The organism is Pseudomonas fluorescens, from assembly GCF_900215245.1.
Classification (GTDB): domain Bacteria; phylum Pseudomonadota; class Gammaproteobacteria; order Pseudomonadales; family Pseudomonadaceae; genus Aquipseudomonas; species Aquipseudomonas fluorescens.
The window spans coordinates 2905449-2922234 of the sequence record NZ_LT907842.1 but is presented as its reverse complement, the minus strand read 5'-3'; the positions used below and the strand labels follow the sequence as shown (position 1 = coordinate 2922234).

The following is a 16786-nucleotide window of genomic DNA, read 5'->3' as shown; positions in this document are numbered from 1 at the left end:
ACAACCGGCGAAAAAGCGCCCCCCAGCAATAACGACGCGCCTCCGTGGGCCTTCCCTGTTTCAGCGACAAAAAAAGAAAAAGCCCCGAATAACGGTCGGTTTTCACCCGGCGTTACTCGGAGCTTTCCTGCTTACGGCAGACCGCTTTCAGCCGGCGGGTTTCTCGCCATACCAGCGCGGCGTGTACACCCACTCGCCGCCACCGGCCCGCGCAAACGCGCAGGTGGTGGACGAGCCGATCAGCACCATGGTGCGCATGTCGACCTGCTCAGGCGTCAGCTGCCCCAGCGTGGTGACACGCAAGGTCTGGCCCGGTCGACCGATGTCACGCCCCAGCACAACCGGCGTCTGTGGCGTGCGGTGCACTGCGACGATTTCCAGCGCGCGCCCCAATTGCCACGGGCGCGAGCGCGAGATTGGGTTGTAGAACGCCAGGGCCAGGTCGGCCTGGGATGCCAGGTCCAGGCGCTTTTCAATAATCGACCAGGGCTTGAGGTTGTCCGACAGCGACATCACGCAGAAGTCATGCCCCAGCGGCGCCCCCGCCTGAGCGGCGGTGGCCAGCGAGGCCGAGACGCCCGGCAGGATCTCCAGATCGACTTGATGCCAGGCCGGGTCGCTCGACGCGTGCAACGCCTCGATGACCGCCGCTGCCATCGCAAACACGCCGGGGTCGCCGGACGACACCACCACCACTGAGCGCCCTTGCGCCGCCAGCTCAAACGCATGCCGCGCGCGCTGCATTTCTTCGCGGTTATCGGTGCAATGCTGCACCTGATCATCACGGAACGGCCCGGCCATGCGCACGTAGGTTTCATAGCCCAGCACATCGGTGCAGCGCGCCAGTTCCGCCTTGACTGCCGGGACCATCAACTCGGCCGCGCCCGGGCCCAGGCCAATCACCGCCAGACGCCCACGCGGCCGGCCCACGCGCGACAGGTCCAGAGGTTGCTCTGCAACGGTGATGACGATGTCCGCGTCTTGCTCAACGTCAGCGAACCGCAACGGCACCCCTAATTGCAGTGCAGCATCGTGCAAGGATGCGTCAGCCATCTGCGTAGCACTGGCCAACAGGCAGGCCAGGGATTGCACAGCAATGCCCGCAGCGTGCAAGGCCGCCCGCACACGCTCGGCCAATTGCGCCGCCGGTTTGCAGGTGACACACACCGTCTTCGGATAAATCAGTAATTCGTGGTCCGCCGGCACACGCTGGGCGCTGCTCACGTGAATCGCCAAGCGTGCGTGCTGATCCTGCGGCAGATTGGCCTGATCCAGCCACGGCGCCGCGCCTTCAATGCGCACGCGTTCTCCGGCGAGCAGGTCCGAGACGAAGCGTTTGCCCAGCTCCAGGTCGGCCAGTTGGTAACCCGCAGGCGGGTTGAGCAGGCAAGTGCCGAAACGCAGCTCGCCACTGGTCGTGATAGCAGCGGCAACGCCCAATGCAGCCGCGATGTCTCGCGCCATGACGTTCACACCGCCCAAACCACCGAGCAACGGCACCACGGCACTGCCATCTTCAGCAACGGCCAGCACCGCAGGCTCTTCACCCTTTTCGAGCAATAGCGGCGCCAGGGTACGGATGATGATGCCGGCCGCGCACAGGGCGATCAGCGGCGTACCTTGTTGGTAAAGCTGGCGCAACGTCGCGCCGAACTCGCTGTACGTGTGGTCCGCGCCTTCGACCCTACCGGCCAGGCCATGGATCAGCGCGCCCGGGTAAACACGCTGGAGCTTGCGCGCAGTCGCCAGACTGCCCTGGCCCAGGATGACAATCGCCGGGCGCATCAACCTTGCCACCTTTCGCCCGGCACGATGATCAGCGAGAAGTACGGCGAAGACGCCGGGTCGACCTGATCCAGCGCCACGATTTTCTGGTTAGCCATGGTCGCGCGTTCTACGTACAACGCGCGTTCGGCCATGCCGAGTTCCTCCAGTACCTGGCGCACTTTGGGGAAGTTGCGGCCCAGCTTCATGATCACCGCCGCATCGGCATCTGCCAGGCGCCGCTTGAGGTCATCCGCGGGCAACACACCAGAGAGCACCGACAGGCTCTGATTGCGATACACCAACGGTGCGCCGAGCACCGAGGCGCCGCCGAGCATGGAGCACACGCCGGGGATCACTTGCGCCTCATAACGCTCGGCCAGGCGGTCATGCAGATACATGTAGGAGCCGTAAAAGAACGGGTCGCCTTCGCAGATCACGGCGACATCGCGGCCTGCATCCAGGTGGGCGGCCACGTCGAGACTGGCGTTGTCGTAGAAGTCGCTGATGATTTGTTCATAGGACATCGGTGCCGGCAGCACTTCAGTGGTCACCGGGTACACCAGCGGCATCAGGGTCTGCTGCGCCACCAGGTGGTCTTCGATGATACCGAAGGCATTGCCCTTCTTGCCCTTGGCCACGAAGTACGCCACCACCGGCGATTCGCGCAGCAGGCGCAGGGCCTTGAGGGTAATCAGTTCCGGGTCGCCGGGGCCCACACCCAGGCCAATCAACCGTCCACGTGCCTGCATTATTCGACCTCCGTGGCCAAGGCGTTGACTGCGGCGGCGGCCATCGCACTGCCGCCGAGACGGCCTTGCATGATCACGAACGGTACGCCACGGCTGTCGGCCGCCAGCATCGCCTTGGACTCAGCGGCGCCGACAAACCCTACCGGAAACCCCAGGATCAACGCCGGTTTCGGCGCGCCGGCGTCGAGCATTTCCAGCAGGTAGAACAAGGCGGTCGGCGCGTTGCCAATGACCACCACGCTGCCTTCCAGGTGCGGGCGCCACAGCTCCAGCGCGGCGGCGGAACGGGTGTTGCCCAATTCCCGCGCCAACGCCGGCACGCTGTCGTCGCGCAAGGTGCAGATCACTTGATTGTTGGCCGGCAGCCGCGCGCGGGTCACGCCTTCGGAGACCATCCGCGCATCACACAGGATCGGCGCGCCAGCGGCCAACGCATCGCGCCCGGCCTTACCCGCACCGTTGGAGAACTGCAGGCCGTCGATGGCCTCGACCATGCCGCACGCATGAATCACGCGTACCGCGAGTTTTTCCAGGTCGGCCGGGATGCGGTCCAACTTGGCTTCCGCGCGAATAATGGCGAAGGAGTTGCGATAGATCTCCTGACCGTCGCGGATGTAATCAATCATCGGTGTTGCTCCGTGAGCGTGCGCGTAACAGGGCGCCCGCCGCTTCAATGGAAAGAGTGCGCGCGTGCAGCCGGCCGAAACCTTGCGCGGCTGCCTCGCGAAAATAGACGTCGTAGTGGCCGGGGCTCACCGCCAGCAAGGTGACCGGCGCGACATGCGCAGCGGCGCAGGAACGCAGGCAGCCGGACAGGTGCACGTCATGGCCGGGTTGCAGGGCCGCCAGTTGCACGGCGTCGGCCTTGGTGTCGGCCAGGCCTTTGCCACAGCCGCTTGAGCCGGTACAGGCGATCATGCGTGCCAGCGGTTGCTCGACCGAGCAGAGAAAGCCCAGCTGCGCCAGACGCTCGGTGACGCTGGCGGCGTTATCCGTGTGTACGTTGGGCAGCAGCAGACCCTGCCAGGGCGTGAAACGCAGCGTGCCGTCGCCGTAATCAGTGGCCAGGTTGGCGGCGCCCTTGAGCATGCTTGAGTCGAGCCGCCCCAGTGGTGCAACGACGGCGACGTAGACATGATCGTGTTGGCGCTGTGGATAACTACCCAGATGCAGCAGCGCCCCGCTGGCCGGGCGTTTGAAACCATCAACCGGCAGCAACGGCAGGCTTAGACGGCTCAAGAAGTTATCCACAGGCAAATGCCGCATCCGGGTTTGCGCAGGCGTCGCCAGGTCGAGAAACCGCTCCAACACCGCCACCACCAACGCATGGCCCTGCGCCAACGGCACGGCGGCCAGCGGCGCATCCAGCCCGGGGCAGCCGGCCAGACCAAACGCTAGCAGTGTCTCGCCCTCGCGTTCAAAGGCCGACAGCCACAGGTCATGGTGGTGTTCGAGCATCGCCAGGGCTTCGCCGCCATCCAATTGCACAGCGAACTTGGCCGACAGCGCATGGAAGCGAGGATGGTCTTGCAGGGTGGCGAGGATCTGGTCGGCCAGCGGGCGGGTGTCGAACAGCATGTGCGGATCGATACCGGCGCTGGGGCTGAGCATCAGGTTGCGCACGTCGTCACCGGCGGCGTTGTTCGGGCCCAGGTCGGCGGCAAGAAGCATTGCGATCAAGGCGTCCTGCTCGGCGCCGATCCCGCGAATCTGCACGTTGGCGCGGTTGGTCGCCTCGATCACCCCACCCGCATAGGCCTGGGCGGCGTCCGCTACCGCATGGGCCTGGCTGGCGCTGATCGAACCGCCGGCCAGTTTGATCCGGCAAATGCCGCCATCCAACGCCTGGACGATACGCAGCAACCCCGGACAAGCCGAGGGGCGCAAGGTGTTCAGAGCAGGCGTTGGGTTCACGGGGCTACCGGTTGACGGGTAAAGGCGCGGTATTATGCCTGCTTTGTCCGGCGGCATGAAAAGCCTGCCCGTCGGATGTCGTTCAAGGAATTCATATGTCGCCCTGGCTGACGGTAGTAGGCATCGGTGAAGACGGCTTCAAGGGGCTGGGCAGAAATGCCCGGCATGCCTTGTTGCAGGCCTCCCGGATTATAGGCGGCCAACGTCAGTTGGACCTGTTGCCGGTGTGCATTCGTGGTGAACGCCAGCGATGGCCGAGCCCGTTTTCCCTGGAACCGGTGCTGGCGCGGCGCGGCGAGCCGGTGTGCGTGCTGGCCAGCGGCGACCCGATGTTCTACGGCGTGGGGGCCAGCCTGGCGCGGCAGGTGGCCGCTGAGGAATTGCTGATTTTGCCGGCGCCTTCGTCCGTATCCCTGGCGGCGGCGCGCTTGGGTTGGGCGTTGCAGGAGGTGGTGACCGTGTCCGTGGTCGCCCGGCCGCTGGCGGCGCTGAATGCGCACCTGGCCAGTGGTGCACGCCTGCTGGTGTTGAGCAATGACGGGCGCAGCCCTGCGGCGATTGCCGCGCTGCTGGTTGAATCCGGCTTCGGACCAAGCCGTATCAGCGTGTTCGAACACCTCGGCGGCAAAGATGAGCGGCGCATCGAGGGCTTGGCGCAGGCGTGGCAGCACGCCTTGGTGGCCGACTTGAATGTGGTCGCCATCGACTGCCTGGCCGACGCCAATACCCCGCGCCTGTCGCGCCTCGCCGGTCTGCCGGATACGGCGTTCAAGCACGACGGCCAACTGACCAAACGCGATGTGCGGGCCATGACGCTCGCGCGGCTCGCGCCCATGCCCGGCGAATTGCTCTGGGATGTGGGCGCCGGGAGTGGTTCGATCGGTATTGAATGGATGCGCGCGCACCCGAGTTGCCGTGCGCTGGCCATCGAGGCCGACGCAGGGCGCCAAGGCCTGATCGAACATAACCGCGACGCCCTCGGTGTGCCCGGCTTGCAATTGATTCGTGGCAAGGCACCGGACGTGCTGCACGGCCTGGAAGCACCGGACGCGATCTTCATCGGCGGCGGCGTCACCCGCGACGGCGTGCTCGACACCTGCTGGCAGCACCTGCGCCCCGGCGGGCGTCTGGTCGCCAATGCGGTAACCCTGCAAAGCGAAATGACCCTGATGGCCTGGCGCGCCCAACACGGCGGCGAGTTGACCCGTATCCATGTGGCACAGGCCCAGCCGCTGGGCGAGTTCGACACCTGGCGCCAGGCGTTGCCGATTACCCTGTTGGACGTGGTTAAGCCCCTATGAAACGCATCCTGCTGCTGGGCGGTGTGACTGAAGCACTGGCCATTGCCCGCACGCTGGGGCCAGAGCATATCTACAGCCTGGCGGGGGTTGGGCGTGTGCCCACCGATCTGCCCTGCCAGGTGCGCGTTGGCGGCTACGGCGGGGCTGAAGGCCTGGCGCAGTTTGTGCGCGCTGAAAATATCAGCCTGATCCTGGATGCCACGCATCCCTATGCGGCACAGATCAGCCAGAACGCTGCCCAGGCTGCCCGATTGTGTGGCATTCCGTGCTGGGCATTGCGCCGCCCGGCGTGGCAGCCGCAGGTGGGGGATGACTGGCGTGAAGTCAGTGATTGGGCTGAGCTGATCGAGGCGATGCAGCCCTTCAAGCGGCCACTTTTCACCTTGGGCCGCGAGCCGTTGCAGCATCTCGATGAAATCCCCGCCGACCAATTCTGGACGCTGCGCGCGCTGGATGTGTATCCGGGAAATGCACGCTGTGAAGTGATCGGGGCGCGTGGGCCGTTTCTGATCGAGGATGAGCGCGCACTGTTTGAGCTGTGTGGGATTGATGTGCTGATCAGCAAGAACAGCGGCAGCACGGCCACTGAGCCGAAGCTGGAGGTGGCGCGGGAGCTCGGAATACCGGTGCTGGTATTGAAGCGTCCCGTGCTGGCTCTGGTGGATCGAGCGTTCACCTCCGTGGCTGCGGTGCTACAGGCCGTCAACCCGCTGTAAACACCACCTATCCAGGGTGGGAGCGGGCTTGCTCGCGAAAGCAGCGTGTCAGCCAGCACATCAGGTGACTGACACGGCGCCTTCGCGAGCCAGCCAGCGCCCACAGGGTTCAGGGTCAGCCTGGATGTCGCGACTCACCGGCAAAATTGGCAATCTGTGGTTCCCGACTATCATGAAGGCAACCACTGCGACACCAAACCACACCGCGCTTTTTTACTTATCCTTACCGATCAGGCTAAATACCCACCTGATCGCTTAACCCTACGGATTGTCCGCCATGGCCCGTCAACGCTTTGCAATTGCCTGGATCGCCTGCTTTGCAGTGCTGTTCAACGCCTTTGCCATGCCGATGGCCAGCGCGATGCAGCAGTCCAGCGACCCCCTCCAGCAATTGCTGTGGGGCAGCTTTTGTTCCTCCAATGGCGCCAGCCTGAAAACCATTGCCCTGGGCAAACTGGAAATTCCGGCGCCGCAGCAGGACGATCATTCCACCATGCAGCATTGCTGGTGTTGCTCGGGCTCCGCGCCATTAGTGGCGTTGCCGGGGCATGTGCCGCAGTTGTATGTCACGCGGTTTGCCGCCGCACAGAGCCTGCCACCGCCGTCATTGCAAGCCCCGACCCCGCGCCAGCAATGGCCGAGCCTCAACCCGCGCGCCTCTCCAACGGTCTGATTTGTTCGCAAGTGAACTGCGTTTAGAACCGTTCTGGAGAACTGCCATGCTCAAATCTTCCCTGCTTCTGGCTGCGTTGCTGCTGCCGGTGTTCAGTGCTGCCAATGCCGATGACTACAAAGCCGGCGACCTGCTCGTCAGCGACCCCTGGTCCCAGGAGTTGCCGCCGAATGCGCCCACGGTCGCGGCGTATTTCGTGATCCATAACACCGGTGTTACCCCGGACCGCCTGCTCAGTGTCGAAACGCCAGTGGCCGACAAGGCCGAGCTGCATGAGCATGTGATGCAGGGCGACTTGATGAAGATGCAACAAGTGCCCAGCGTTGCCGTACCAGCCAAGGGTGACTTGACCTTCGCACCGATGGCCTATCACGTGATGTTGCTGGGCCTGAAAGACCGCAGCCTGCTGACCGATGGCAAGCAATTCCCACTGACCCTGACCTTCGAAAAAGCCGGCAAGGTACGCGTGGACGTCTCGGTACAAAAAGCGCCACCGATGGCCGGCCACGAGCATATGCACGCTCAATAGGCCAACCTCGATGGGCGCCCCACGCGCCAGGTTTTCCGCGCCGCGCCGCAGGCCCATGAGCCTGATGCGCGGCAGTTGGATCAGCCTGTTCGCCATGCTGATGATTTTTATCGGTCCGCTGATTTCCCAAGCGATGCCGATGGATCATCACGCCGGTATGTCGATGAGCATGTCCATGCCCATGGACATGCCCGGCTGCCATGGCGAACCCAAGCACAGCAAAGCGCCGGACGAACACCACGTCCTCTGGGAAAAATGCGGCTATTGCAGCCTGCTGTTCAGTTGCCCGGCCCTGCCCGGCAGTGTGTCCTATGTCACCCTCGGCACCCCGCCGTCGGCTACCGCCCTAACCCCCGCCCCGCGCCTGGGCCATGCCCGGCAGAGCATCTTCCCCGGCGCCCGCAGCCGCGCCCCGCCCGTCGTCGCGTAAGCACCTCACTGCGTTACTTCACCCCGGCCGACTTTAGACAGACAGCCGCAGGCTGCTGGCCGTGTTGTTTACGAATGATTGATGGAATTTTTCATGTCCAGGTTTTCTGCTGACCCCCGTATGGGATGCACCCCCGTTTTCGCTGTTCTGCTTGGCACACTGTTGGTGCCACAGGCACAGGCTGAAGATCACGAATTGAGCCCCACCGTCATCACGGCGATCGCGCCCAGCTCGCCGCTGACCGTGGTTACCAACCCGAAAGACCCGCGCCAGCCAGTGCCGGCCAGTGACGGCGGCGACTACCTCAAGACCATCCCCGGCTTCGCCCTCGTGCGCAACGGCGGTACCAACGGCGACCCGGTGCTGCGCGGCATGTTCGGCTCGCGCCTGAATATCCTCACCAATGGCGGCGTGATGCTCGGCGCCTGCCCGGGCCGAATGGATGCGCCCACCTCGTATATCTCGCCGGAGACCTACGACAAGCTCACGGTGATCAAAGGTCCACAAACCGTGCTCTGGGGCCCGGGCGCGTCGGCCGGTACTGTCCTGTTCGAGCGCGAGCCGGAGCAGTTCGGCGAGTTGGGCACACGGGTCAACGCCAGTGTGCTGGCCGGCTCCAACGGGCGCTTCGATAAAGTCATCGATGCCGCCGCAGGTGGCCCATTGGGTTATGTGCGAGTGATCGGCAACCAGGCGCATGCCGACGATTACAAAGACGGCAACAACCACACCGTCGCCTCGCGCTACGACAAGTGGAATGGCGACGTCGCCGTCGGTTTCACCCCCGACGCGGATACCCTGCTGGAACTCACCGCCGGGCGTGGCGATGGCGAAGCACGCTACGCCGGGCGCGGCATGGACGGTTCGCAGTTCCTGCGCGAAAGCCTGGGGCTGCGCTTCGAAAAGTCCAATATCGGTGAGGTGCTGGATAAGGTCGAAGCCCAGGTTTACTACAACTACGCCGACCATGTGATGGACAACTACAGCCTGCGCACTCCGTCAGGCACCGGGATGATGGCTGGCCCCATGGCCTCCAACGTCGACCGGCGCACCTTGGGCGCGCGGATCAAGGCGACCTGGCGCTGGGCCGATGTGCAGCTGATCGGCGGCCTGGATGCGCAGACCGACGAGCACCGCCAGCGCATGGGCATGGGCATCGACACCTATAAGGATGTGCCGCGTAACAAGGACGCCAACTTTCATAATTACGGCGTGTTTGGCGAACTGACCTGGTACGCCGCGGACCGCGATCGCCTGATCAGCGGCGCGCGCCTGGACCGTGCCTCAGCCAAGGACTTCCGCCAAACCACCGGCTCGGGAATGATGGCCCGCCCCAACCCGACCGCCAACGACACCCGCACCGACACCTTGCCATCGGGCTTCATGCGTTATGAACACGACCTGGCCGACAGCCCCACCACCCTCTATGCAGGCCTTGGCCACTCGGAACGTTTCCCGGATTACTGGGAGCTGTTTTCCCCCAACACCGGCGCGGTAGGTTCGGTGAATGCCTTCGACGGCGTGAAGCCGGAGAAGACCACTCAGCTCGACTTCGGCGCCCAGTACAAAACTGCCGACCTGGAGGCCTGGGCCTCGGGTTATGTCGGCCAGGTGCGCGATTTCATCCTGTTCGACTACAAGCCCGGCATGATGGGTACCACCTCCCAGGCCCGCAATGTCGACGCGCGGATCATGGGCGGCGAACTCGGTACGGCCTACAAGTTGACCCAGAACTGGAAGGCCGACGCCACGCTCGCCTATGCCTGGGGCAAGAACAGCAGCGACGGCAAGGCACTGCCACAGATGCCGCCGTTGGATGCACGGTTCGGCCTGACGTACAGCCAGGACGACTGGAGCGCCGGCGCCTTGTGGCGAGTGGTCGCGGCGCAAAACCGTATCGACCAGAACAAAGGCAATGTGGTCGGCAAGGACTTCGACAAGAGCGCCGGCTTTGGTGTGTTCTCGCTGAACGCCGCGTACCGCATCAATAAAAACTTCAAGGTCAGCACCGGCGTCGACAACCTGTTCGGCAAAGCCTACGCCGAGCACCTGAACCTGGCCGGCAACGCCGGGTTCGGCTACCCGGCCAACGACCCGCAAGCCATCAAGGAGCCGGGGCGCACGCTCTGGACCAAGGTGGACATGAGCTTCTAACCGCATCGGGAGCAAGCCCCCTCCCACATGCGGGAGGGGGCTTGCTCCCGATGGCGGCATAACTGACCCAAAAAAATAATGCCTTGCGGAGCCCCCTGATGACCACTCAAAAGATTTCCTTCTACAACCTCGCCTGGCGCTGGCACTTCTACGCCGGGCTGTTCGTCGCGCCTTTCATGGTGCTGCTGGCACTGACCGGCATCATCTACCTGTTCAAACCCCAGCTTGACCCACTGATGTATGGCGACCTGCTCAAAGTGCAAAGCGCCGAGCACGCACTGAGTGCCGACGAGCAATTGCAGAGGGCCCAGGCAGCTTTTCCCCAAGGCAAAATCAGCAAGTACCTGCCGCCAGCCGACGCCACCAGCAGCGCGCAATTTGTGATGCAGGCAGGCGGGCGCGACGTGACGGTGTTTGTTGACCCGTATCGCGGCACCGTACTCGGCGAACAGGATGCAAAAAACAACCTGCAGGCCATCGCCCGGGCCCTGCACGGTGAGCTGATGATCGGCACCGTGGGTGATCGCCTGGTGGAGCTCGCCGCCGGTTGGGGCGTGATGCTGGTGGTGTCCGGCGTGTACCTGTGGTGGCCTCGCGGCAGGTCGTCGACCGGTGTGTTGTGGCCACGGTTCAGCCGCAGCGGCCGGGTGTTCTGGCGTGACATGCATGCGGTTGCAGGCTTCTGGGGCGCGGCGTTTCTGCTGGTGATGCTGCTCAGCGGCATGACCTGGACCGGCTTCTGGGGCAAGCAATACGCCGAACTGTGGAACACCTTCCCGGCGGCGATGTGGAACAACGTGCCGCAGTCTGACCAGCAGGCACGCGTCCTCAATACCGCCAGCCAACAAACCGTGCCCTGGGCCATGGAAAATACGCCGATGCCGATGTCCGGCGACCACGCCGAACACATGAAGCACGGCGCCATGAACAGCGCACCGGCCGCGCCGGCTGTGCGCCTGCAACAAGTCGTCGACCTGGCCACCGCACGCAAGGTCGAGCCCGGCTACAGCATCACCTTCCCGACCACTGCCGACGGCGTGTTCACGGTCGCGGTATTTGCCAACGACCCGCGCAACGACGCCACCCTGCATGTGGACCAGTACAGCGGCAAAGTGCTGGCCGATGTGCGCTGGGAACACTACAACACCGTCGCCCGCGCCACCGAGACAGGCGTGATGCTGCACGAAGGCAAGATGTTCGGCTGGGTGAACCAACTGATCGTGCTGCTGATTTGCCTGCTGATTTTGCTCAGTGCGGTCAGTGGTGTGGTGATCTGGTGGAAGCGCCGGCCACAGGGCGGGCTCGGCGTTCCACCGTTGCGCCATGACCTGCCGACGTGGAAAACCGCGGTGGTGATCATGCTCGCGCTGGCGATCATTTTCCCTTTGGTGGGCGCCTCGTTGATCGTGGTGTGGGCAGTGGATCGCCTGGTGTTGGCGCGCTTTTTCAACCCACATGAATCCGCCTCAGGTTCGGCATGAAACAGGCGAGATGCCCAGCACAGAGCCCTTCTGTAGCCTTGCGCGACCTTTGTCCCGCAGCCAATAAGTGTTAACTTATAACACTTTCTGCGTTATCGTTGCTCGCCGCGCCCTGCGGCGAGCACCTCCCAAGAAGCGATAGATCGACCCATGAACAAGTACTTCGCGTGCGGCCTGTGCCTGCTCGCTTTGCATAACAGCGCCCAGGCCCTGACCCTGCCCGCCAGCCCCGTGACCGCGCCGGCCGTGGATGATGAACGCGTCGACTTGAATACCCCGACCACCGCCGGCTCGCGCCTGAACCTCACGGCCTTGCAAACGCCGGGCAGCGTCGAGAGCCAGACCGGCGAAAAAATCCGCCAACGCGGCGACGCCAGCGTGCAGGACGCCATCTCCCGCGCCACCGGCATCACCCGCACCGGAACACCGGGCGACGGCGGTACCTCGTTACAGGCACGCGGTTTTACCGGGCAAAGTTCGGTATTGCAGTTGTACGACGGCCAGCGCATGTTCGATGGCGCGGGCACTTCCACCTTCCCGGTGGACACCTGGTCGGTTGAGCGCGTGGACGTTCTGCGCGGCCCGGCTTCGGTCATGTATGGCCAGGGCGCCACGGGCGCGGTGATCAACACTCTTTCGAAGAAGCCGTTTGAAGGCCAGATCGAAAACCACATCCGTCTCGGCTACGGGTCCTATGACCGCCAGCAGCAAGCCCTGGACAGCGGCGGCTCGCTGACCGACACGCTGAGCTATCGCCTGAACATCAACCGCCTGCGCAGCAACGGTTTCATCGACCGTGGCGACTCGGCCAGCGACTTCGTCAGCGCCGCCCTGCGCTGGCAACCGGCCGACAACCTCAGCGTCACCCTGGCCCACGACTATGGCGACCAGCGCCCACAGAACGACTACGGCACCCCGCTGATCAACGGCCAGTTACACAAAAGCCTGCGCGCCAAGAACTACAACGTCAGCAACAACACACTGCACTACAACGACCAATGGACGCGCCTGACCAGCGCGTGGCAGATCAATGACAACGTCACTGCCACCAACGAGCTGTCGTACCTGAAAAACCAGCGCCGCTGGCAGAACGCCGAGAGCTATAACGATGTCGACGGTGGCTTGGTGCGCCAGAACTACCTGGGCATCAAGCATAACCAGGAACAGGTCGGCGACCGCCAGACCTTCACGTTCAAACACACGCTGTTCGGCCTCGACAGCCAGACCGTGACGGGCGTCGAGTACAACCGTATTCGCTTTCATCTGGTCAGCAATGCGCCCTTCGACGACTTGCCGGGCGGCGGCCAGCCGGTGGACATTCAGCACCCGGTGCCACAACCGTTTGTCAGTGACAGCCCATTTATTGCGCAGTCCGTTACCACCACCAAACAGCTCGCCGCCTTTGCCGAAAACCGCCTGCAACTCAGCGACAAACTCTCGTTGATCACCGGCGTGCGCCGCGACTATCTGCACATCGATAGCAATGATCTGACAACCGCGAACAGAGACGCCGACACAACCCTGACCGGCAATAACTGGAAAGCCGGACTGGTCTACGCGATCACTCCAGACATTTCGGTCTACGGCCAGTACGCCACCAGCACCGACGGTGTCGGCAGCCTGATCAGCCTGAGCCCGAGCCAGCAGCAGTTCGGTTTGTCCACCGCCAAACAGGCTGAAGTCGGCTTCAAGCAGGCGTTCTGGGACGCGCGTGGCGAATGGACCCTGGCGGCTTACCACATCGTCAAACAGAAATTGCTGGTGAGCATTCCCGGCACCGACCTCAAAGAACAAGTGGGTCAGCAATCGTCCAACGGCCTGGAGGTCAGCCTCGACCTGCAGCTGCCCGACGCTTGGCAACTGCAAGCCAACGCCGCCATCGTGCGCGCGCAGTACGACGACTTCTCTGAAGTGGTTAACGGCCAGGCGATTTCCCGCAACGGCAACCGCCCGGTGGATGTCCCCAACCGCACCGCCAACCTGTGGCTGAGCAACGCCGTGACCGACGATATACGCGCCGGCGCTGGTGTGCGTTACGTCAGCGCCCGTTATGCCGACACGGCCAACACCCGTGAAGTGCCGAGCTACACCGTGGCCGACGCGGCCGTGTCGTGGAAGGCGATGCGCAACACCACGCTGGGCCTGGAGCTGAACAACCTGTTCAACCGCACCTATGCGGTCAGCCAGTACAACAACGGTCAACAGTGGCTCCTGGGCGAGCCGCGCTCGTTTTTTGTCACCGCGGACTACACCTTTTAACGGCTACCCCAGGGGCTCATGTGCGAGCGTGCTCCCACCTTTTTTGATCTGCGCTGACCTTGAGTATGACCATGCCTTCACTCAGTCTCACCCAGCTTGGCTGGACCCCGCCGGGTCACGAGCACTGCAATCACCGGTTCCAACTGCGTGACGCGAGCTTGCAGGTCGGTGCGGGCGAATTTGTCGGCCTGATCGGACCCAACGGCAGCGGCAAGACCAGCCTGTTGCGTTGCGCCTATCGGTTCAGCAAACCGGAACACGGTGACGTGGTGCTCGAACACCAGAACGTGTGGAAACAAAGCGCCAAGTGGTGTGCGCAACGTATCGCCGTGGTGTTGCAGGAGTTTCCCGACGCCTTCGGATTGCGCGTAGATGAAGTGGTCGCCATGGGCCGTACGCCTCACAAAGGCCTGTTCGATGCCGACACGCGCCACGACCAACAGTTGATTCAAGAGGCCTTGAATTCAGTCGGCATGCAGGGCTTTGAAGACCACGCTTTCGCCACCCTGTCCGGCGGCGAAAAACAAAGGGTGATTCTCGCCCGTGCCCTGGCCCAGCAACCGCAACTGCTGATCCTTGACGAGCCGACCAACCACCTCGACCCGCGCTATCAGCTGGCATTGCTACGGCTGGTCAAGCACCTGAACATCGGCACACTGGCCAGCATTCACGACCTGAACCTGGCCGCTGCCTTTTGTGATCGCCTTTACGTGATCAACCACGGGCGCATTGTCGCCAGCGGCACGCCTCACGACGTGCTGACCGCCGAACTGTTGCGCGACGTGTTTGGCGTCGAGGCCTTGATCGACACTCACCCTCTGTCTGGCTACCCGCGAATCACCTGGATAACCCAACCATGATCCTGCGCTCCCTGCTGTCTCTCGCCTTGTTACTCGGCACTGCTCAAGCGTTTGCCGAAGCAACCCATTACCCAGTGACGATTAAAAGCTGTAACCGCGACGTGACCTTTCAGGAGGCGCCGAAACACGCAGTCAGCCATGACATCAACATGACGCAGATGATGCTTGCCCTGGGCCTCAAGTCGCACATGGCAGGCTATAGCGGCGTGACCGGCTGGAAGTCGGTCACGCCGGAGATGGCCGAGACCCTCGACGGCCTGCCGGAGCTGGCGAGTAAGTACCCATCGGTGGAAACCCTGCTCAACGCCAACGTGGATTTCTTCTTCGCCGGCTGGGACTACGGCATGCGTGTGGGTGGCGACCTCACGCCGCAAACCCTGCAACCGTTGGGCATCAATGTGTATGAGCTGACCGAGTCGTGCGCGTTTGTGATGAAGCGCCCTGCCGCGACACTGGAAGACACCTATACCGACGTGCGCAACCTGGGAAAGATTTTCGATGTGCAAGACCGCGCCAACGCGCTGGTGGCAAAGATGCAGGCCCAAGTGGCCGAGGTGCAAAAAGACCTGCCCACCGACAAACCACGCGTGTTTCTCTATGACAGCGGTGAAGACCGCGCCATGACCTCCGGCCGCCTGGGCATGCCGCAGGCGCTGATCGAAGCAGCCGGTGGGCGCAATATTCTCGATGACATGGATGCCAGCTGGACGCGCGTGAACTGGGAGACCGTAGTGGATCGCAACCCCCAGGTGATCGTGATCGTCGACTACAGCGAAATCACCGCCGAGCAGAAGGCGCAATTCCTGCTCAACAACCCGGCCCTGCAGTCGGTGGACGCCATCAAGAATCAGCGTTTTATCGTGATTCCTTATGTGCAGGCCACGCCGGGGATCGATAACGTGCTGGCGGTGGAAACCCTGGCCAAAGGGTTCCACGGCGAATGATTACCCCGCGCTACGCCCTGTTGCTGGTCGCCCTTGGCGCGTTGTTAATGATCTCTTGCGTAGTCTCGCTGGGGTTCGGCTCGGCGCCGGTGCCGGTGGACGTGGTGTGGCGTATTTTACTGAACAAGGCGTTCGGCCTCGGTGACGTGAACTGGAGTTCCGGTCAGGAACATATCGTGTGGTTGATTCGCGTGCCGCGCATGTTGCTCGGCGCGCTGGTGGGCGCCGGGCTGGCGTTGATCGGCGCCGTGTTGCAGGCCGTCACGCGCAACCCTCTGGCCGACCCGCACCTGTTGGGCGTGACCTCCGGCGCGACCCTGGGCGCGGTGATTGTGGTGCTGCACGTCGGGGAAATCGTCGGCCTGCTGACGCTGCCCATCGCCGCCTTTCTCGGCGCGTTGCTGAGCATGCTGGTGGTACTGGCGGTGGCCAGCCGTCACGGGCGGCTGGAGAGTGATCGCCTGTTACTGTGCGGTGTGGCGGTGTCGTTCGTGATGATGGCGGTGGCCAACCTGTTGCTGTTCATGGGCGACCACCGCGCAGCCTCAGCGGTGATGTTCTGGATGCTCGGCGGCCTGGGCCTGGCGCGCTGGGAACTGCTGATGATTCCTGCCGTGACGGTCGTCTTCGGGCTGCTGCTGTTGCTGGGTATGGCGCGCCCATTGAACGCTCTGATGGCCGGCGAGCAAACCGCTGTGACCCTGGGCCTGAACGCGCGGAACGTGCGGCTGAAGGTGTTTTTGATAGCCTCTCTGATGACCGGCGTACTGGTATCCATCAGCGGCTCCATCGGCTTTGTTGGCCTGATGGTGCCGCACATTGCCCGACGCCTGGTCGGCGCCGAACACCGGCGATTGTTGCCGGTGTGCCTACTGTTGGGCAGCGTGTTCCTGGTCTGGGTAGATGTTGCGGCGCGGACCTTGATCGCCCCCGAAGACCTGCCCATTGGCGTGGCGACGGCGGCGATTGGCGGGTTGTTTTTTATTGGGTTGATGCGCAGGCGCTAGGG

Annotated in this window: 15 protein-coding genes; 11 read left to right on the top strand and 4 right to left on the bottom strand. The window is 63.4% G+C overall.

Going from position 1 to position 16786, the window contains the following annotated elements; translation table 11 throughout:
* Positions 1–147: 147 nt before the first annotated feature.
* The 4 genes from cobJ to cobG are packed head-to-tail and all read right to left on the bottom strand — an operon-like array spanning position 148 to position 4487.
* Positions 148–1785, bottom strand: a complete 1638-nt coding sequence (cobJ, locus tag CPH89_RS13395) for a precorrin-3B C(17)-methyltransferase (protein WP_053254124.1) — start codon at positions 1783–1785, stop codon at positions 148–150.
* Positions 1785–2516: a precorrin-2 C(20)-methyltransferase gene (locus CPH89_RS13390; RefSeq protein ID WP_053254123.1), complete on the bottom strand. Its 732-nt coding sequence runs from the start codon at positions 2514–2516 to the stop codon at positions 1785–1787. The genes cobJ and CPH89_RS13390 overlap by 1 nt, the downstream gene beginning before the upstream one ends.
* Positions 2516–3142, bottom strand: a complete 627-nt coding sequence (locus tag CPH89_RS13385; protein WP_053254122.1) for a precorrin-8X methylmutase — start codon at positions 3140–3142, stop codon at positions 2516–2518. Before CPH89_RS13385 ends, CPH89_RS13390 begins: the two co-directional genes overlap by 1 nt.
* Positions 3135–4487 carry a precorrin-3B synthase gene (gene cobG, locus CPH89_RS13380; protein ID WP_053254121.1) on the bottom strand — a complete coding sequence of 451 codons (1353 nt, stop codon included), beginning with the start codon at positions 4485–4487 and terminating at the stop codon, positions 3135–3137. The genes CPH89_RS13385 and cobG overlap by 8 nt, the downstream gene beginning before the upstream one ends.
* A gap of 38 nt (positions 4488–4525) precedes the next feature.
* Between cobG and CPH89_RS13375 the strand changes: the two genes are divergently transcribed.
* From CPH89_RS13375 to CPH89_RS13325, 11 genes are all read left to right on the top strand, one after another.
* Positions 4526–5731, top strand: a complete 1206-nt coding sequence (locus CPH89_RS13375; protein ID WP_053254120.1) for a bifunctional cobalt-precorrin-7 (C(5))-methyltransferase/cobalt-precorrin-6B (C(15))-methyltransferase — start codon at positions 4526–4528, stop codon at positions 5729–5731.
* Complete coding sequence (locus tag CPH89_RS13370; protein WP_053254119.1) at positions 5728–6447, top strand: cobalt-precorrin-6A reductase; 720 nt, start codon at positions 5728–5730, stop codon at positions 6445–6447. The genes CPH89_RS13375 and CPH89_RS13370 overlap by 4 nt, the downstream gene beginning before the upstream one ends.
* Before the next feature lie 277 nt (positions 6448–6724).
* Positions 6725–7120 (top strand): DUF2946 domain-containing protein, encoded by a 396-nt coding sequence (locus tag CPH89_RS13365; protein WP_053254118.1) that lies wholly within the window; start codon positions 6725–6727, stop codon positions 7118–7120.
* Between the two features lie 46 nt (positions 7121–7166).
* Positions 7167–7649: a copper chaperone PCu(A)C gene (locus CPH89_RS13360; protein WP_053254117.1), complete on the top strand. Its 483-nt coding sequence runs from the start codon at positions 7167–7169 to the stop codon at positions 7647–7649.
* 64 nt (positions 7650–7713) lie between these two features.
* The gene (locus CPH89_RS13355; protein ID WP_053254116.1) at positions 7714–8079 is read left to right on the top strand and encodes a DUF2946 domain-containing protein; all 366 of its coding nucleotides are present in this window, start codon (positions 7714–7716) and stop codon (positions 8077–8079) included.
* Between the two features lie 93 nt (positions 8080–8172).
* Entirely contained in the window at positions 8173–10233 is a 2061-nt protein-coding gene (locus CPH89_RS13350; protein ID WP_053254115.1) for a TonB-dependent copper receptor, read from the top strand.
* Between the two features lie 98 nt (positions 10234–10331).
* The gene (locus CPH89_RS13345; protein ID WP_053254114.1) at positions 10332–11714 is read left to right on the top strand and encodes a PepSY-associated TM helix domain-containing protein; all 1383 of its coding nucleotides are present in this window, start codon (positions 10332–10334) and stop codon (positions 11712–11714) included.
* A gap of 150 nt (positions 11715–11864) precedes the next feature.
* Positions 11865–13973 (top strand): TonB-dependent receptor, encoded by a 2109-nt coding sequence (locus CPH89_RS13340; RefSeq protein WP_053254113.1) that lies wholly within the window; start codon positions 11865–11867, stop codon positions 13971–13973.
* Between the two features lie 71 nt (positions 13974–14044).
* Positions 14045–14833 (top strand): ABC transporter ATP-binding protein, encoded by a 789-nt coding sequence (locus CPH89_RS13335; protein WP_053254112.1) that lies wholly within the window; start codon positions 14045–14047, stop codon positions 14831–14833.
* A complete protein-coding gene (locus CPH89_RS13330; RefSeq protein ID WP_053254111.1) occupies positions 14830–15777 on the top strand; it encodes an ABC transporter substrate-binding protein in 948 nt (315 codons plus the stop codon). Before CPH89_RS13335 ends, CPH89_RS13330 begins: the two co-directional genes overlap by 4 nt.
* Complete coding sequence (locus CPH89_RS13325) at positions 15774–16784, top strand: FecCD family ABC transporter permease (RefSeq protein ID WP_053254110.1); 1011 nt, start codon at positions 15774–15776, stop codon at positions 16782–16784. Before CPH89_RS13330 ends, CPH89_RS13325 begins: the two co-directional genes overlap by 4 nt.
* Positions 16785–16786: the final 2 nt, after the last annotated feature.